General features: G+C 43.9%; 14 protein-coding genes and 2 pseudogenes. 7 read left to right on the top strand and 9 right to left on the bottom strand.

The genetic code is table 11. The features are described 5' to 3' along the window. The 6 genes and pseudogenes from V7K36_RS30865 to V7K36_RS30890 form a co-directional block, all read right to left on the bottom strand. On the bottom strand, positions 1–1,008 hold a 1,008-nt coding region (locus V7K36_RS30865), incomplete at its 3' end, for a class I SAM-dependent methyltransferase (protein ID WP_335121521.1). Positions 1,009–1,030: 22 nt separating this feature from the next. Then, positions 1,031–1,552, bottom strand: coding sequence for a class I SAM-dependent methyltransferase (locus V7K36_RS30870; RefSeq protein ID WP_335121523.1), 522 nt, complete (start codon positions 1,550–1,552; stop codon positions 1,031–1,033). Between the two features lie 152 nt (positions 1,553–1,704). Further along, positions 1,705–3,096, bottom strand: coding sequence for an ABC transporter ATP-binding protein (locus tag V7K36_RS30875; protein WP_335121525.1), 1,392 nt, complete (start codon positions 3,094–3,096; stop codon positions 1,705–1,707). Between the two features lie 90 nt (positions 3,097–3,186). Then, entirely contained in the window at positions 3,187–4,032 is an 846-nt protein-coding gene (locus V7K36_RS30880) for an ABC transporter permease (RefSeq protein ID WP_335121599.1), read from the bottom strand. Between the two features lie 237 nt (positions 4,033–4,269). After that, positions 4,270–5,030 (bottom strand): annotated as a pseudogene (locus V7K36_RS30885) (Uma2 family endonuclease). Between the two features lie 18 nt (positions 5,031–5,048). After that, complete coding sequence (locus tag V7K36_RS30890) at positions 5,049–5,840, bottom strand: Uma2 family endonuclease (RefSeq protein ID WP_335121527.1); 792 nt, start codon at positions 5,838–5,840, stop codon at positions 5,049–5,051. A gap of 223 nt (positions 5,841–6,063) precedes the next feature. Here V7K36_RS30890 and petP point away from each other — a divergent pair, with 223 nt between their 5' ends. Both petP and V7K36_RS30900 read left to right on the top strand, forming a co-directional pair. Then, entirely contained in the window at positions 6,064–6,252 is a 189-nt protein-coding gene (petP, locus tag V7K36_RS30895) for a cytochrome b6f subunit PetP (protein WP_335121529.1), read from the top strand. A gap of 119 nt (positions 6,253–6,371) precedes the next feature. After that, positions 6,372–7,472, top strand: a complete 1,101-nt coding sequence (locus V7K36_RS30900; RefSeq protein ID WP_335121530.1) for a Get3/ArsA fold putative tail anchor-mediating ATPase NosAFP — start codon at positions 6,372–6,374, stop codon at positions 7,470–7,472. Between the two features lie 422 nt (positions 7,473–7,894). Here the strand turns inward: V7K36_RS30900 and V7K36_RS30905 are convergent, their stop codons facing one another. Further along, on the bottom strand, positions 7,895–12,241 hold the full coding sequence (locus tag V7K36_RS30905; protein WP_335121532.1) for a DUF4347 domain-containing protein: 4,347 nt from the start codon (positions 12,239–12,241) through the stop codon (positions 7,895–7,897). A gap of 657 nt (positions 12,242–12,898) precedes the next feature. On the opposite strand from V7K36_RS30905, the gene chlG reads away from it, so the two are divergent. Then, the gene (gene chlG / locus V7K36_RS30910; protein WP_335121534.1) at positions 12,899–13,966 is read left to right on the top strand and encodes a chlorophyll synthase ChlG; all 1,068 of its coding nucleotides are present in this window, start codon (positions 12,899–12,901) and stop codon (positions 13,964–13,966) included. A gap of 90 nt (positions 13,967–14,056) precedes the next feature. After that, positions 14,057–14,344 (top strand): hypothetical protein, encoded by a 288-nt coding sequence (locus V7K36_RS30915; protein ID WP_335121536.1) that lies wholly within the window; start codon positions 14,057–14,059, stop codon positions 14,342–14,344. Between the two features lie 94 nt (positions 14,345–14,438). On the opposite strand, the pseudogene V7K36_RS30920 reads toward V7K36_RS30915, so the two are convergent. Beyond that, a pseudogene (locus tag V7K36_RS30920) lies at positions 14,439–15,360 on the bottom strand (nucleoside hydrolase). Positions 15,361–15,375: 15 nt separating this feature from the next. Between V7K36_RS30920 and V7K36_RS30925 the strand changes: the two are divergent. Beyond that, positions 15,376–15,807 carry a nucleoside deaminase gene (locus tag V7K36_RS30925; protein WP_335121537.1) on the top strand — a complete coding sequence of 144 codons (432 nt, stop codon included), beginning with the start codon at positions 15,376–15,378 and terminating at the stop codon, positions 15,805–15,807. Positions 15,808–15,986: 179 nt separating this feature from the next. Here the strand turns inward: V7K36_RS30925 and V7K36_RS30930 are convergent, their stop codons facing one another. Continuing rightward, positions 15,987–17,111: a metallophosphoesterase family protein gene (locus tag V7K36_RS30930; protein WP_335121539.1), complete on the bottom strand. Its 1,125-nt coding sequence runs from the start codon at positions 17,109–17,111 to the stop codon at positions 15,987–15,989. A gap of 580 nt (positions 17,112–17,691) precedes the next feature. On the opposite strand from V7K36_RS30930, the gene V7K36_RS30935 reads away from it, so the two are divergent. Both V7K36_RS30935 and V7K36_RS30940 read left to right on the top strand, forming a co-directional pair. Further along, a complete protein-coding gene (locus tag V7K36_RS30935) occupies positions 17,692–18,429 on the top strand; it encodes a Crp/Fnr family transcriptional regulator (protein WP_335121541.1) in 738 nt (245 codons plus the stop codon). Positions 18,430–18,582: 153 nt separating this feature from the next. Then, positions 18,583–19,044: a response regulator gene (locus V7K36_RS30940; protein WP_335121543.1), complete on the top strand. Its 462-nt coding sequence runs from the start codon at positions 18,583–18,585 to the stop codon at positions 19,042–19,044. Positions 19,045–19,227 lie beyond the last annotated feature (183 nt).

Genomic DNA, 19,227 nt, shown 5'->3' on the forward strand with positions numbered 1-19,227 from the left:
TTGGAGTTGAGATTGCGATCGCTGCAATTCAGCTTGAGTATCTTGGAGTTGAGATTGCGATCGTTCTAATTCTGTCTGAGTCTGTTGGAGTTGAGATTGCGATCGCTGCAATTCAGCTTGAGTATCTTGGAGTTGAGATTGCGATCGTTCTAATTCTGTCTGAGTCTGTTGGAGTTGAGATTGCGATCGCTGCAATTCAGCTTGAGTATCTTGGAGTTGAGATTGCGATCGCTCTAATTCTGTCTGAGTTTGATGCAAACCTATTTCCATCAACTTCAACAAATCATCCTGGCTATCAATATAGACTGAATCAATATCTGGCTTAGTAGTAAAACTCTTGTTGGAACATATTGCAAAAAAATAAATGGGTACATTTAAACTAGAAACCTTTTGCTCGACTTGATTACCGTCTGTTCTATAAGCTTTAAAAACATTTGCTTCGGAATTTTCTAATTTAAATATGAAAGAACCTATAGCTATTCTTTGTCCATAAATCTCAACATAACCAAAATAACGTCTCAATAAGGCTGCTAATTCATCATAGTAAAGCTCTTTGACATGAAAGGGATTAGAATATTTAGGTTCATCTGAATAAGTTAAGCGATTAGGAGAGGAAATAATTAATACTCCACCCGGCTTAAGAACTCGCTTAATCTCCTGCATCATTTCTTCATGCTTATCGTGATGCTCGATTGTTTCAAAAGATGTTACTACGTCAACTGAATTATCGGGCAGTGGTACTGAGTCGCACGATCCCACTAGAAACCTTACATTATTATGAGTACTATACTCATTAGTGGCATACTCTACAACTTCAGAGTTTATATCAACTCCAACAACTGACTTGGCTGCACTTGCGAATAATGCACAACCATATCCCTCACCACAAGCGATATCTAATACAGATTTCCCAGCTACATAGTCAACACATAGAGCATATCGATGTAGATGCTCATATTTAATTTGACCATTTAGAGAAGGAACGTATCTCTCACCTGTAAATTCCATACTTCGTATCAACCTGATAAAATTACTTTACTGCTACTAACGCTTGTGCAGCAGGATAGTCAACAGAGAACAGCCGACACTCTGGAAATCCTGCTTGGATTACCTGCTTCCACGCGTCACATCCATATTCTGTATGAACTACAAAATCTGGTTGATTTTCTTGAGAACCATGATAACTTGTAGGCATGCCTTCTCTATAAATAGTTAGCCTATCAACAATCATAGGTATAGTAAAAGCACAATATCCCCCAGGCTTTAATACCCTGTAGCACTCCGATAAACCTCGAATTGGATGCTTGATGTGTTCTAAAACATCTGAATGAACAACCAAATCAAAAGTCATATTTGCAATATTCATATTCATCATATCCATTTCTGGATATACTTTTAAAGTATGACCAGGTATTTCGACTAAAAACTTTGTTAAACTCCCCGCTTCATTAACTTCTAGTATTTGTAAGTTTTGGTTTTTTTCATCTTTCACAAAATCTTTAAAAAACCCTGTATAACCAAAACATCTCATTATTGCTTTGGCTAGTGACATTGAGCGTAAATTAGACTTACAGTCTATGCAATGTAGACCTTGCTGTTTGTTAATATATTCGACTTCATAAGATGCTATACGCCATTCATCGATTAATTCTCCCCACAAAACATCGTCAGCTTTTAAGTTACTCGAACCGCAACAATAACAAATCATTTTGTTAAGGTATTTGTTAATAATTGATTTGTTAAGAAAATATCGACTTCATGGGAAACAGTAACTTTGGTAAATCTAATAAAACCAAAAGTTAAATCAGTAACTCCCGACTCTATAGCTATAGGAGCCTGTAACCAATCTATCATTTCATGGCTCTCCTGACTACCATCAGCTACGGCAGGTTCAAGTGAATAAGTATCACTTTTAATATGAGGCCATTTTATGTTAAAACTCACACTAATCAATTTTTCTTTTTCAAATTTTGGTAATGGATGCTTATACTGATGTGTGTTCCATCCAGCAATTGGTACTCTTAATCTGTCATACATTGTAATCCCAAAGATTGGACTTTCAACATGGTCGTGACTGACAATTTTCGTGCAGATTATCAAAGTATCATCAGGCATAACAAAACCTGTTTTTTTACCTTCGTCGTTCAAAATTTCTAAGCTTAAAATTTCACAACGTCCCGTACCAAACCTCTTAACTGTCGGAAATGCCAGGAATTCTTTATTAGTAAAATAATTTTGATTTAAATTTTCTATATATTTATCCGATTTAACCTCTATGTTTCCTTCGGAATTTTTGATTATTTCTATATCTGGTTGTGAGTCACTTAAGCGTTCTGTCTTATTTTTTATTCCATCATTTATTTTTTCATATACCCAGGCTTGGTATGATTTACTAATATCTACTGGAGTACCTTTTTCAACAATTTGGCCATGATTAATCCAAATAGCGCTTGAGCAAAGACGATTTACAGATGCTATATCATGAGACACAAATAAAATAGTTCCACCAGAGTCTTGAAAGTCTTTAATTTTTGCCATACAGCGATGCACAAATACGCCATCTCCTACAGATAAAGCTTCATCTACAATCAAAATTTCCGGATTAACATTAATCGCTACTGCAAACGCCAAGCGGACAAACATACCACTGGAATAAGTTTTAACAGGTTCATCAATAAAATCTCCTATATCTGCAAATGCGGCTATTTCTTCAAATTTTTGCTCAAGTTCTGTTTTACTTAAGCCGAGTATCTGTCCATTAAAAAATACGTTTTGTTGTCCGGTAAACTCTGGGTTGAATCCACTTCCTAACTCTAGCAATGCAGAAACTCGACCATTAACTTTTACATTACCTTTAGTTGGAGTCATAGTTCCGGCAATAATTTGCAGGAGTGTACTTTTGCCAGAACCATTTTGGCCAATAATTCCTACAGTCTCTCCCTTGGGAATATTCAAGTTAATATCGCGTAGCGCCCAAAATTCATCTGCTCTACTTTTTCCTGGTAACAAAATTTCTTTGAGTCGATCTACAGGACGAGCATACCGTTTAAAAGACTTAGATACATTCTTGAGGGAAATTACAATTTTCTCTCCCATATTTTGCTATCAATCCTCAAAACTACCACACTATAACTCAAAGACAATTATGGCATTTACATTTCAAGATTCGTGCTGACAATTCCGTGCTTACAATACATCTGCAAAAGCTGGACGCAGGCGACGGTAACACCACAATCCACTACAAAAAATTACTAACGCAATTAGCGAGGAAACTCCTAACTCGCCCCAATGTTTGACTTCTCCTACTAAAATTAAATCTCTATATCCTTCAACGATCGCTGTCATCGGATTTAACCAAAATACCAATCGCCGCCATTCCTCTGGAATTGCTGAGGCTGGATAAATAATTGGTGTCAAATACATCCAAATATTTAAAATTACCCCTAAACTCTGCGGGATATCTCGCAAAAATACCGTTAGTCCCGCCGCTAAATAGCCCAATCCTGCCGTTAGCAATAACTGCGGTATCCAGACCAACGGCAATAATGCCAAGCTAGTGTGTAGAGTATGAGAACTGCTCGCCACAAAAAAAATCAATGCTATTAAACCAAAGGAACTCTCAATAAAAGCTGATAAAATTGGCACTAGTGGTAACAATCCTAGAGGAAACACCACTTTCTTGACTAAATTTGGCTGTACGATTACGGAACTAGCAGCCTGATTCAAACCACCACTAAAAGCAATCCAAGGCACTAATCCCGCAAATAGCCATAAACCAAAGGTGAAGTTATTTTCTGGTAAACTTTTTACACTTAACTTCACCTTCAACACGATGGAAAACACATAAGTGTAAATCAGTAATTGTGATAACTGATTTAGCAAAGGCCATAAATTGCCTAAAACAGAACCCTTGTACCGCGCCTCTAAATCCCGACGCACCAAAGTTCTCAGCAAGTCAAACTTTGTCCACAATGGTTCATGTATCGGCAGGATGCGCCTTAGATTACTTGTTTTACGTACAAATCCTCGCATTGTTCGTAACAATTACCGCTTCCTCATTCACTACTTACACACCCAATTTTTCTCTATAAAGCTTTATAGCTATGAAACTATCCTTGTGTTTCTTGGGGAATACATTATTATTATAAAATCGTACCCAAATCGTCTTGGTAATTATACAATAAATCGGCTATTGCTAAGTATATTTTTCCTAAAAATATAAATGCTGGCGACAACGCTGGCTTTCTTGTTAAGGACGCGAGTTTTTGCTTAACTCAAACTATCTGGAGCAATTCCTTGCGATCGCAAATACTCTGCCAATCGCTCTGCTCTGCCCGTTGATGTTCTTGTTCAGCCCGTTGGCGCTCTTGTTCTGCTTGTTCTTTTCGTGTCCGCACCCAACCCCCTGCATTATACCAACGTAACCACAAACCTGTTGTCTGCTGATAATAACCTTGCCAAAAACCCAATCCTAGTTCTAACTCTTCCAGCCAGAAGCGGTTCTCTGATAAAGATATTGCCTCGTAGCGAGTGCCTATGAGTTGAAAAGCACGCAAATGATTTTCATAGCGATCATAAATAACGTAGTAAGGAACCCGCAAAATGCGTTCATATACTTCCCACTTTGTTGGGGGTCGGTTTACTTCCCGCAGTGTTTTTCCTAAGTCTTCTTGTTCTGTACCTGGTGAAAGTAATTCAACTACTAAAAATGGATCAATCCCTTCTTGCCAAATAACGTAACTTAAGCGTAAGTCTTGCTGTTGGCTAGCGCTAGGTACTCCTAAAACCATATACCAATCAGGACGCTTGTACCACAAAGTATGGCGCGGATCATAGTAGAGATTTAAGTCACTAGCAAGCAAAATTTCCTCAGATGAATAAGTCAGAGGTTGACAAGTCTCACTGAGCAAATCCGCCTGAATGCGGTGAAATTCATCTGGCAAACCTGATTCCCCTATTAATTCACTGGGTAAATCATACATCGTCGGCATGGTTTCTTGTGGTGGACGAGGAGGATCTGTTTGATACATGACTACTACCTTTGTTACTTAACTCAAGCTATCTGGATTAATTCCTAATGATCGCAAATGTTCCGTCAACAGATGCGATCGCAGCCGTTCTTGTTCCAACTGCAATTGTGCCTCTAATGCCTGTTGCTGGGCTTCTAATGCCTGTTGCTGGGCTTCTAATGCTTGTTGCTGGGCTTCTAATGCCTGTTGCTGGGCTTCTGATGCCACCTGTTGCGCTGCAATAGCAGCTTCCTCTGGTGTTGGAACTAAATCACCATCGAGTGTAAAGTAGCGTAATTTACCTCCTTCTACGCCTAAATACAGCCCAAGCACATCGCTCCAACACCATCCTTGTGCATTTGGTGTAATTTTCTGATACTTGTTGCCTACCAATTCAAAACCAACAAATTCCAAATTCTCCGGCGAAAACCAAAAATATTCTGGTGTGTGAAATCGATTTTCATAAAGATTTTTCTTCAAATTCCGGTCAATATCAGCCGTACTTTCAGAAAGTAATTCAATAATCAAATCTGGATAACGACCATCTTCTTCCCAGACTACCCAGGAACTACGCGATCGCTTTTCGGTGTCTTTGACCAAAAAAAAGTCTGGGCCTCGAAAATCTCGATTTCGCAACTGCTGACGGCTAAAATAAATTGTTAGATTCGCACCTATAAAGAAATCATTACAGTCACGCCATAGCCACTCAAGGGAAGTTACTAGCAGCAATAGCTGCATATAGTGCAACGAAGTTTCCATCTCCGGCTCATCACTTAACAACCGAGTTGCATCGGGCATCTGCTGTTCTAGCTCTTGCGCTGTGACAAACATTGGGTATATAAGATGTTTGGTTGTTGATTTAATTTTAAGCTGTTAGATCAGGAGTTTGGAGTTTGGAGTTTGAAGAGACGCGATTAATCGCGTCTGTACAGGAGTTTGGAGTTTGGATTTATTCTTCTTCATCGCTCCCATCCCCTCATCTCCCCTGAATTTGTGAGAGCAGAGTCACGGATTCCGCTACACTGAGACTTGGTTTATTGCATTGTAATCAGGCATGGAAATCGGACAAAAGGTTAAAGTCTTTCGTTTGCGCGATCGCGTTTCTCCCCCAATTGTGAAAAAACTCGGACAAGTGGGTATCATCCAAGGCTACAAAGTCATTGATGCTGGGATCGGTATAGTGGTGTTGTTTGACGACAATTCTTCCAGTTGGTTTTTTGAAGATGAAATCAAACCTGTGTAGTAGTAAAGAACTTAGATCAGGTTTTTCTTGGCATCTGAAGTTGAAAGCACAGTCCCAGAGTCTTTGTTGAATGTTAAGTTGGAGTTGAAAAGCTCGGCGGTGAAAATAGGAATCAAGTCATGGCTCTAATATTGACATTTTTGGGCAAAGGCGCCACCGCTCGTACCAAAATTGCGATCGCCGCCGCCAAATTATTGGCAAGTCAAGGCAAGCGCGTACTTCTAGCTGGACATCAGGAACCAACATTGGCAATTCTGCTGGGTACTCCCATTGCTGCCGATCCCCACGAAATCGCTCCCAATCTGCAAGCAGTCCAGTTTCAAGCATCTGTACTACTAGAACGCAACTGGGACGAAGCGAAGAAACTTGAGGCGCAATATCTCCGCACGCCCATTTTCAAAGACGTTTTTGGTCAAGAACTGGTAGTCTTACCAGGCATGGACACCGCCCTAGCCCTGAATGCTATCCGCGAATATGATGCCAGTGGCAAATATGATGCGATCGTCTACGATGGCACGGGTGACTCTTTAACGTTGCGAATGTTGGGTTTGCCAGAATCTCTCAGTTGGTATGTTCGGCGATTTCGGCAATTGTTTGTCAACTCCGACTTGGGGAAGACGATTACGGAATCGCCCTTGATTCAACCACTGATTAGCAGCTTTTTCAATGTCAACTGGACAGCAGATAACTTTGCAGGGCCCACTAACCAAGTCAATAATTTCTTAGAAAAGGGGAGAGCCGCTCTTGCTGACCCCAACCGTCTCGCTGCTTTTTTAGTGACCACAGGAGATCCCATTGAGGTAGCAAATGCCCGTTATTTGTGGGGTAGCGCTCAACAAATCGGTTTAACTGTCGGTGGTGTTCTGCTTGTGTCTACTCAGACCAATGTCAACCTGTCAGAGGAATTTATACCCTTACCTGTGAGCGTCGTTCCCGACTTGCCCACAGGTGACTGGCAACCACTGATAGACGCCCTACCCAACTTTGAAGCAGAAGCGTTACAGGCTCCCAAACCAATTGAAATAGACATCCATAATCGTCAAGTACGCTTATTCTTGCCAGGATTTGACAAAAAGCAGGTTAAACTCACCCAATATGGGCCAGAAGTCACGGTGGAAGCAGGAGACCAGCGACGGAATATTCCTCTACCCCCGGCTCTGAGTGGCAGACCCGTTGCTGGAGCAAAGTTTCAGAATAATTATTTGATAATTTCGTTTTAAGTTATGGGAATGGGGAGTCTTTCACGGGTAGGTATTTAGGCTTCCCAGAAATAATTGAGAACATTCCCAATTATTGAACGTAGGTTTAAGGTTTTCAGTGCGTAAGTTCTATTAAGGTTTCAGACAATCATTTTAGTAGGACTTACGCAAAATATCTCTTAGACTCTCATTTCTCCGTGTCGCGCCAGTTGCTACAACGGAAAGGCAGCGCAATCTTGGGGGTTTCCCCCATGAGAGCATGGACATAAGCAAAGCGGTAGCCGCAATCATGCGGCTACCGCTTTGCTTAGAAATGAGACTTAGTTTCTATCCGCCAGATCTGTTCAGAAGTAAGCTGTTCGTCATCTAGTTTTAGAAAACAATCTAAAGCAGCAAACGGTTTCAGGCGCTAAATTATCAAATTTAAATGCGCGTCAGCTTATCTAAGCTGCCACAAAAGGCTTCACGCTCCAATTAGGATCGGTCACGTCAACGAGTGGATATCTTTGTGCATAGCTAAAGCCACTCATTTGCCAGATATCCTCCTTTGCCGTCTGCTTGTTGCGCCAGAGGATATCAGGTGTACCGTCGCCGTTGAAGTCATCAGTGCCCGCAATTTGCCAGTTTTGATCAGGCACCTGGGGAATGAAGTGGCCGGTTTGCAGGGTGAAGTCGCTCTTCATCTCCCAAATGGCGTTCTCGCCGCTTGCCTTGTTGCGCCAGAGGATATCAGGTGTACCGTCACTGTTGAAGTTGGCTGTAGTGACAATCTGCCAGTTTTGATCAGGCACCTGGGTAAAGAAGTGGCCGGCTTGCAGGGTGAAGTCACTCTTCATCTCCCAAATGGCGTTCTCGCCGCTTGCCTTGTTGCGCCAGAGGATATCAGGTGTACCGTCACTGTTGAATTTAGCTGTACTGACAATCTGCCAATTTTGATCAGGTATCTGGGTAAAGAAGTGGCTGGCTTGCAGGGTGAAGTCGCTCTTCATCTCCCAAATAGTGTTCTCGCCGCTTGCCTTGTTGCGCCAGAGGATATCAGGTGTACCGTCACTGTTGAAGTCGGCTGTACTGACAATCTGCCAATTTTGATCAGGCACCTGGGTAATGAAGTGGCTGCTTTCGTAACCAGTGCTATTCATCTGCCAAATGACGTTTGACCCGTTCACCTGGTTGCGCCAAAGGATGTCAGCAATGCCATCATGGTTGAAGTCGGCTGTGCTGACAATCTGCCAGCCTGGTTCAGTCACCATGGGTAAAAAGTAGGCGGTTTGCAGGGTGAAGTCGCCCTTCAGTTGCCAAACAGCATTCTCTCCGGTGCTACTGTTACGCCACACTAGATTGGACAGCAAGCTCACACTGGTGTCGATAGTAACTGTTGTACTAGCGATCGCCGTTGCGCCACCGTTGCTCGTCGTGTTTACCGTCACTGGTGTGGTGGCAGTAGTAAACCCACCGTTATAGGAGTTATCAAGGGCGCGTACTGTTAAGCTAGGGGGAGTGCCGTTATAGCCAGTGACCGGGACAAAGCGCACCAGTGTGTTAGCAGAGAGCGCCAGGCCGGTGGCACCATCGGCAACTGCACCGACGCTTGCCCAGGTAGTGCCGTCAATCGAGTATTCCCATCGACCTTGCGTAGTGATGTTGGCGGTGTTGCCAACGATCGCCAATCCACTCAGACTAGCACCCGTATCAGGATCACTAAACAGACTGTTAAATAAGTTAGTGATGGTACTACCGCTGGGGTTAGTGGTGTTTTGTAAAACGGCTGTCAGCGTTGCATTGCCGCTCAAGCTAGGGGCATCGTTCACCGCCGTCACGTTCAGCGCCACGTTTGTCACAGCCGAAGTCTGTGCCCCACCAGAGCCAGTGTTGCCACCATCATTGATGCTGACACTCAGGGTTTGGGCAGCAGTAGCATTGAGGGCTGTGGTGTAGGTGAGACTATTACCAGCAATAAAGCTGTTAATCGCCGTGATTGTGCCGCTAAGGGTGAGGTTAGTAGCTGTACCCCCTACGGTGACTCCGCTACCAGTGCTCGCAGCTAGGGTTCCTGCACCGACGGTTAAGGTCGCGGTAACAGCGCCGCTACCCGCATCGACATCAGCGAAAACGATGCCTGTGAGGGCGCTTGCTACGTCTTCAGTGGTAGCGATCGCAGCCGGAGCCGTTACGGTTGGTGGGTCGTTCACCGCCGTCACGTTCAGCGCCACGTTTGTCACAGCCGAAGTCTGTGCCCCACCAGAGCCAGTGTTGCCACCATCATTGATGCTGACACTCAGGGTTTGGGCAGCAGTAGCATTGAGGGCTGTGGTGTAGGTGAGACTATTACCAGCAATAAAGCTGTTAATCGCCGTGATTGTGCCGCTAAGGGTGAGGTTAGTAGCTGTACCCCCTACGGTGACTCCGCTACCAGTGCTCGCAGCTAGGGTTCCTGCACCGACGGTTAAGGTCGCGGTAACAGCGCCGCTACCCGCATCGACATCAGCGAAAACGATGCCTGTGAGGGCGCTTGCTACGTCTTCAGTGGTAGCGATCGCAGCCGGAGCCGTTACGGTTGGTGGGTCGTTCACCGCCGTCACGTTCAGCGCCACGTTTGTCACAGCCGAAGTCAATGCCCCACCAGAGCCAGTGTTGCCACCGTCATTGATGCTGACACCCAGCGTTTGGGCAGAGGTAGCATTGAGCGGTGTGGTGTAGGTGAGTTTATTACCAGTAATAAAGCTGTTAATGGCTGCAATGGTGCCGTTGAGGGTGAGGTTCGTTGCCGTACCACCCACTGTGACACCATTAGCAGATGTGGCTGCCAGGATGCCTGCACCAACGGTAAAGGTGGCACTCTCATCGCCACTCTCCGCATCGATATCAGCGAAAACGATGCCTGTGAGAGCGCTTGCTACGTCTTCAGTGATAGCGATCGCAGCAGGAGCGGCCACCGTGGGCGCATCATTGTTGATCGCATTCACGGTGATGCTAATGGTATCCCCATCAGAGAAACTACCATCGCTGGTTTGAATCTGGATACTAGCAGCGCCGCTAAAGCCTGTTGTTGGGTTAAAGACCAGGTTATTGAGAGCCGTATTGATGGCAGTCTTGGTACCACTGAAGGTCATTGTGCTGTCGGCTGTACCATCTCCAGAAGCGAAGCTCAAGCCATTGATACCGCTGAGGCTAGTGCTACCATTGGCGGCGGTTAATGTCACCGTTAGGTTAGTACTATCAGGGTCAGCAACACTAATGGCATTGCTGCCACCGAGGGTCAGGGACGTATTTTCGTTAGTAGTTTGAGTACTCGGTACGGTATTGATCGGTGCATTTGCGGCAGCAGCGAGAATATCGGTGGATAGTCCCCCATAAAACTGAACTGTCTTAGATGCCCCCGCAGCCAACGCACCCACATCAAACCAGAGAGCGACACCGTTATCTGCGGTTACTGTTGCTCCCTTAGCTCCTACCGATAGTGAATTGATGTCTGGGGAGAAAAGGCTAGGGCTAAGGAATGCCCGTGCTGATGGATCAAACGAAACGTAGTAAGAAGGTCGCGCACCATAGGTGGCAAAGGAGGGGTCGGAGCTGGGAACTTCGGCAGAAATGATAACTTTTCCGTCAGATGCAATTGTGTTAACGATTGTGTTGGTGGTAGTGGTACCTCCTCCAGCATCTACAGCAATGTCCGGGTCATAGCCTCTGGCGTAACGGAGATTGTCAATGGCTGTTGCTGAGTTGTTTGTAATTGTGACGGCTGTTTTCCAGTAGTCTTGCGTGTAGTCAAACGAATAGGTCTGGACGACAGAAACATTTTGAGCCGTGTTGGAGGTAACTGTTGCGGCAAGTGTGTTGCCAGAAGAGGTATCGGCAGTTGTAGTCGCAGTGATATTAGTTGATGCACCGCCAGCGTTTTGCAGGGAGTAAGTTGTACCACTCTGCTGATAGCCGATTGACCACCCTTCATACGGAGTACCAGGTAAAAATACGTCGTAGCTAAATGCGTTTCCAGTTTGATAGCCATCTGGGTCAATACTGAGTCCAATATTGGTTCGTGCTGAAGTACCAAAGAAATTAGCTGGTTTGGCACTAGCGGTTCCAAAGAAACCTGCATTACCACGAACACCTAATTCAATGAATTGACCGCCGAGAAAAACATCTCCACTGGACACAGCATGGCGTGCGCCCAAGGTGTATGCCAGCGTACCTTTGTAGCTTTTTAGAGCATCAAGACTGAAAATTGGGGAAGTTTCAATTGCTCCTGTTGCGACTTCCAAATTCCAGTCGCCACCTTTGCCTGTCAGGTTATTGGAGGCAGCAACATCTGCCCCAGTCAACTGACTGATGCTTTGGACAAACGCCTGACCAACTCCGCCTTGGGCAACGTTACAGCCGTAGAACAAAATATCCGCATCGTTGGTTAGCGCTTTACTCCAGGTCTTTAACTGGGCTGCGTACTGAGGCAGATCGGTTAGGTTAAGAGCGCTGCTGCCAAAGTCTAGTCCCCCCGCTTCCCCGTGGGAAACAACATGTAAACTGGCGATGTTTTGCCGCCCCAGCAGGGTGTTGGTAATCTGGGTAACAGCATCCTGCATCGGGTCAAGCACATGGATCTCCGTACCCGGAGTCGCCCCCGCCACTAACTGCTGATAGTCCGCCACCGATCTATCGACAAATAAGAGAGATTGGCTAGATCGTCCCAGTCCCGTTAAAGAAGTCGTCAAATTAGCTTCGTCCAAGAGCGCAAGGCCGCCTGTAGACAGCACATCATTAGAAGACATACCCAACCGGGGAAGTTCAAAGGACATTGTGTTTCTCTCCAAGGAGAAAGTAGAAGACAACATCATAGCCACATAATACACGGATGTTATCCGTGTGAGGCGAAAAATAATATCACTTTTATGAATAAGTAATTATAATTAGATTTACCTAAAATTAGGTAAAAAATAAAATATTATACTGGCCTTATTGGGCAAGAATGAATGATAGGTATCAAGATTACGCTTCGGCATAGCCCGCCTTCTCTACGAGACTTTACGCGAATGGCATTGCCTGCACAAAAATTGTGTTTACGACCCCGATTTTCAGTAAGGTTTTAAGTACTATTGTTATTTGATAAATTGTATCTAATTTTAAATTCTCAAGAATGCACGGTTACAACCTCAGATAGCGGCGATCGCGCTGTTTGCCTTCGGCGGTTGTGTCATCCTTAATCACTACGATGCCGTCACAATTGGGACAATGAACTGGCTCAAATACGATGTCACACAATCACATTAAGCTTGACTCTTCCATCGATAATGATAATATGCTCGTTAAACTAAAGAACACTAAGCAAAAGACAAAAATACTTATTATATCACAAAAAGCTTTTGCAATAGTTATAGGGAATGGGGAAGAAACTTAATCACCAATGCCCAATGCCCCATTCGCAATGCCCAATACCTTATTAATCAGTAAACCTTATGTCAGAATCAACTCCCATTACCCCAGACCCCAACCTATCTAAGGCGCTAGACTCAGTGGTAAATAATCCCAACGAGCAAGCGATCGCTCCGCCCGCCGCAGGCAGCGCATCTGCCGATCGCAGTGCGAAAACTAGGCAACTTTTGGGGATGAAAGGTGCAGCTGCTGGGGAAACTTCAATTTGGAAAATTCGTTTGCAGCTAATGAAGCCGATTACCTGGATTCCCCTAATTTGGGGCGTAGTCTGTGGTGCGGCTTCTTCGGGTAACTATACCTGGACACTAGAAAATGTGTTGAAGGTAGCAACCTGTATGTTACTGGCTGGGCCATTGATGACAGGTTACACCCAAATCCTTAATGATTACTACGATCGCGAAATCGATGCGATCAATGAACCCTATCGCCCCATCCCCTCTGGGGCAATTTCCCTACCCCAGGTAATTATTCAGATTTGGGTATTACTGATTGCTGGGATTAGTTTAGCATTTATGCTAGATGTGTGGTCGGGTCATGAATTTCCGACAATTACAGCGATCGCAATCATCGGTTCTTTCATCGCTTATATTTATTCTGCACCTCCCCTGAAACTCAAGCAAAACGGCTGGTTAGGCAGCTACGCCTTGGGTGCAAGCTATATCACCCTACCTTGGTCTACAGGACACGCTTTGTTTGGTGATCTCAATTCTACAATTGTGATTTTGACAATGTTCTACAGCTTGGCTGGATTGGGTATTGCCATTGTCAATGATTTTAAGAGTGTAGAAGGCGATCGTCAGCTAGGATTAAATTCACTACCTGTAATGTTTGGCATCACCACTGCGGCTTGGATTTGTGTAGTGACCATTGATGTCTTTCAAGGATTGATTGCAGCTTATCTCGTCAGCATCCATGAGAATTTGTATGCAGCAATACTAGTACTGTTAATCATCCCCCAAATCACCTTGCAAGATATGTATTTCCTACGCGATCCCGTGAAAAATGATGTTAAGTACCAAGCCAGCGCCCAACCGTTCCTTGTTCTGGGAATGCTGGTAACAGGTTTAGCGCTGGGTCATGCTGGCGTTTAACTTATAATTCTATAGTGAGAAGTTAGGAGTTAGGAATTAGGAGTTAAGAGTTAATATACTTCTAACTCCTAATTTGTATCACAACATGCCGTGTTGAAACTGATATTTTTCCTCATTCATGGGATTCAACCTTTATTAATCCCGATTTGCTTCGTCGTTGCTTGGACTGTAATTATTCTCGTTGTTTTGAGTCTTTGCGCGGCGGCGCGAGATAGTTTGACTATAGCCAAGCAAATGCATCAAATTCCCTGTACTGGTTGCCAATTTTTTACCGACAATTACCGTCTTAAATGTACTGTACGCCCATCTATTGCCAACACAGAAGAAGCGATCAATTGTTCTGACTATCAACCGAAGACGAATCCTTATCTGTATTAGGGAGTGGGTGAATTACATACCCATTTACTTCACTATTCATGAAGCTGCCTTGGAGAAGCATCATAGCCTAGACGAGGCATACATGCTTGGAATCTCACCTTGCCCATTGCTGTAAAATGTAAGTATAAAAAGCCTCTTTATCTACCTGATCCATTGCATAAATTTTCCGACCACCAGGGACTACTTTAGTCCGCCCCTGACTCAGACTAGTGGTGATAATTTCTGTTTCCCATTCGCGCAACTGATAGAATTCCGGGTGTGCCAAATAAGCTGTCGCCAGTACATCCCAAAAATAATAATCCTGGGGGATAACTAGTGCATAACATTGTCCGGCTAAATCAGAGATGGGATAGTGGCGTTGTCGCCCCATTTTTTGGACTAATTCTGATGTGACTGGGACATTGTTAGTTAAATCTAAAGGACACATAATAATTTCAATTTGCGTTTCCCACACCCGCGCTGCTGAAACCGCATCCCAATAAACATTCCATTCGGCGGAACCATCTTGTCCTGCTTCTAAACTTTTTTCCACATTACCACCAACATTCAACGCACCCCCCATCCAAACAATTTTGTGAATCTTCGCTTCAATTTCCGGTGCTTTGTCCAAAGCCACTGCTACCGTCGTCAACGGCCCAGTTACCATCAACGTTACGGGGCTTGATGCGTCACGTAAAACGTGGATGATGAAATCTTGACCTGTTTCGGCAACCAGAGGCGTAGTGATGGTTTCGCTTTGATTGAGAATGGGGAGATGGTCAACGATAAACGAATCACGGCGATAGAGAGTAGGAAATGGATTGATACCACGCACAGTACTTTCCAACCGGGATATGAGAAAATCCCATCAAATCGATAATTTTACGTGTGGCGCTAACAGCCGGTTGGATATAGCAATCTGCTGGAGTCACGACAACACCAAGGAGTTCAATATGATCCATTGTCAACAGCACCATAGTTGCTAGATAATCATCTACACCACCATCGTGATCCATTAATACTAGTTGTTTTGTCATAAAAGGAGAATTAATATGAATGAGTTTATGGAAGCTGCAATTCAAGAAGCAAAACAAGGTAGACAAGAAGGTGGAATTCCCATTGGTTCGGTTCTCGTCAAGGATGGCAAAATTCTCGGCAGAGGACACAATAAACGTGTGCAAGATGGCGATCCTGTCACTCATGCCGAAATTGATTGTCTCCGCAATGCTGGGAGAGTTGGCAGCTACAAAGGTACAACACTCTATTCAACCTTAATGCCGTGTTATCTCTGCGCTGGGGCAATAGTACAATTTGGCATTAAAAAAGTCATCGCTGGAGAATCCAAAACTTTTCCTGGTGCTAAAGAATTTATGGTATCTCACGGTGTAGAAGTAATTAATCTTAATCTTGACGAATGCGAACAAATGATGAGTGAGTTTATTGAAACTAACCCGGAACTTTGGAATGAAGATATCGGTAATTAGTTAGGAGTAGCCCAGTTAAGGTGACTTTTGATCGCAGAATTATGGCAGGAGCGATCGCTATCTAAAAGCAACACACAATAACAGGTAAATGCTGGGTACAATGTTTGAACGATTTGTCAAACAAAGTCCCGGTAAGTCTGATAGTAGAGGGGCTGATGGAAAGAGGCTACTGATCACTCCTAAGCCAGCAAAAGTGTGCTGTTATTATCAATCAGGTTAAGAGTTGCACTAGTAGCAATGCCTGGGTTAGGCTGCGCCAATGCATCATAAGTCTGAATGTAACGCCGCACTTCTAGCGGAAAGTCGGGGTAATCTAACACTGCATCCCCATCGGCAATGGTTGCCCAGAAGTCTCGCAAATTAGGAGCTAATTCTTTTGCCTGTGATAATGGTAAGTTTAATGGAGATTGAGTTAGTAGCTTGATTAGGAAGGGGAAAGAGCGATCGCCCATCCACTGCCGTGATGACTGTTGCAAATCCGGGAACTCAGGCACTGACTCTACCCGATGGGATAAAATTTGCAACCATTCTTTACCTTGATTATCCCGATGAAACTCTAGCACCCGATAAGGGTGAGGATAACTAACTAAAGAACCAGTGGTAATATCATATACTCCATCTGAGTAAGCAATATCCTGAATATGCAAATGCCCGGTAAACACTAGCTTGACTCCGTAGCGCCTCAGCAACTGCAAAAGTTCTGCTGAATTGGACAACATATAGCGATTTGCCAGTGGATGGCTCGATTGATTGGGCAAATGCTCCACCACATTATGATGCACCATCACCAGAACTAATTCATCACCAGATGCCGCTAGCACCTCTTCTAACCACCGTAGTTGTTTGGTATCCAAACACCCCACTTGCTCACCCTGGTCATTAAAAGAGTTAGAATTCAGTCCAATCAGCTTAACTCCAGGTAATAACTGACGAATGTAGTAAATCTGCTGTGGATCGTCATAGCCAAACTTCGTGTAATAGTAGGGAAAATCCTTAAAAGCAATTGATTGCTGATCAGGCAACAGCACAGGAACGTCATGATTACCAGGAATAACATAGACGGGAAAAGGTAGCTGGGCTAAACATTGTTGCAACCAGGCGTGGTTCTCTGGTTCGCCGTGCTGGGTTAAATCTCCTGGCAACAACAAGAAATCTAAATCTAGTTGTGTTAAATGTTCTAGTACACTTTTAAATGCCGAGATACTGACTTCTACTAGATGAAACCGGCTGGGATGATCCCAGATTGTGTGGGGAAGTGCCAGGTGTAAGTCGCTGACTACCGCGAAGCGAAAATTGAGAGCCATTGATTTATGAAAATGTTAAAAGCAGGGGTTAAAATATAGCCTTTTCCCAAAAGTATAACCCTTACTCTCTCTCCCTGCTCAGGAGTGCGCTTACTTAATATTTGTATACATTACAGCAATTTTCAGGTATTTAGACCACAACTGAGCTTGTCTCAAAAACCTGATTTGTCGTAGCGGTAATTCATGAATTACCGCTACTTCAGAACTTTTTTGCGTAAGTCCTGATTCTCTAAGGCATCATCTAAAAATAACTTGAACAATTTTAATTGTGTGCAATTGTGCAATATAGATAGTGGGCGTTGTATCTATAGACGCGTAGCAGCTACTCTCCGATAACGCTAAAGGCAAACCCGCAGGGTACGAAATATGTTATTATACATAATCCTCTGCTCTGAAAACCGCTAGAAGCTTGAGTAAAATGTAAATTTTAATACATCTACATCTAAATAGCTTGTTTTCAAATCTTTTATTACAACTTTTTTAGGGAATACACCTTTTGACATTAGGATTAGATATTTGATTTTTCTCCTTATGCCGCCAGATGCTTTTTCTAGAGACGGCTACATTCAGGAGAATCCTAATGTCATTAGAGAAAAATGCTGTTGAGCAACCAGTAAATAAGTTGCTAGCGGCTCTGCCGTCCAGTGATTATGAGCGTCTTGTTCCCCACCTGAAGTTGGTTTCGCTTCCCATTCGGCAAGTCATTTACGAACCAGGAGAACCGATCACACAGGTCTATTTTCCCCAACACGGAATGGTTTCTGTAGTCACTGGTATGAAAGATGGCTCGACGGTGGAGGTTGGGATAATTAGTAATGAAGGTATAGTAGGTATCCCAGTAATTTTAGGAGGCAAGACAACAACTACAAAAGCGTTTGTGCAAGTTGCGGGCACCGCAATGCGGATGGATGCAGATGTACTTAGAACCGAGTTTGATCGCGGCGGAGCTATTCAAAAGCTGCTGCTGCGCTATGTACAAGCTCTATACTCTGAACTGGCGCAAGCTGCTGCTTGCAACCGTCTTCATACACTGGAGGAACGGCTGGCTCGCTGGCTACTGACAGTCTCTGACCGTTTGGAATCAGAAGATTTTCCACTTACGCAAGAATTTATCTCACAGATGCTGGGTGTACGACGCTCCGGTGTGACAGTAGCGGCTAGCACCCTGAGCCGAGCCGGAATGATTCGCTACCAGCGTGGTCATATTAGCATCGTGAAGCGAGAGGATTTGGAAGCAAGTTCGTGCGAGTGTCATCAGGTCATACGAAGCGAATTTGCTCGGTTGCTAGGGAATCAGCCAAGGCGCGATCGCAGATAAATTATTTTAATACTTTATGTCCGAAACCGGACAGACGCTTGCTAGCTAGTTGCTTTAAGATTTGGTCAAGCATGCATCAAATGGAATTTACAAATACGTGCCTTTTAATGTAATTGCTACTCCAAGTGTTTGAGTTACAAGGCAGCGAGAATAATGTCAAATCAATCGATATCTTTTAAAGGTCTGCGATTGCTCGTTGTGGATGACGACCCTGATACGAGAACATTACTTACCTTCCTGTTTGAATTAGACGGAGCAGAGATAGTTACAGCCGCTTCAGCAGGTGAGGCTCTAGAAATAATGTCATTTTTTAAACCAGATATCCTAATTAGTGACATTTATTTACCAGATGAAGACGGCTACTCACTGCTATTAAAGGCCAGAAGTCTGGAAGCAAAGCGAGGGAGAAAGATTCCAGCTATTGCTCTGACAGCATCTGCTTTGGACGAAGATCGTAATCGTGCATCAGAAGTAGGTTATGATATATACCAATCTAAGCCGATTGACTTAGATGAGTTAGCTTCTATGGTTGCTACTTTAGCTGGACTCGAACATACCTTTGAGATATTTGGATGCAACAAAGCAGAAGCCAGTAAGCAAGAAAGAAAACTTTAACTAAATTTTATCGAAGAAGAATTCAGAATACATCTGCCAGAATCTAGAATGGATTCTGGCAGATGGAGAATCGAGGTTTAAAACCCCTGATTTTAATCGTGGAGAAGAAAAAATTCTTTCCGTGACTCTTACCCCTGACTTAACTGCTGGGGTATTCTAAATACTGTCTTCTGACTCCTTTTT

This window comes from Nostoc sp., from assembly GCF_036919555.1.
GTDB lineage: Bacteria > Cyanobacteriota > Cyanobacteriia > Cyanobacteriales > Nostocaceae > Nostoc.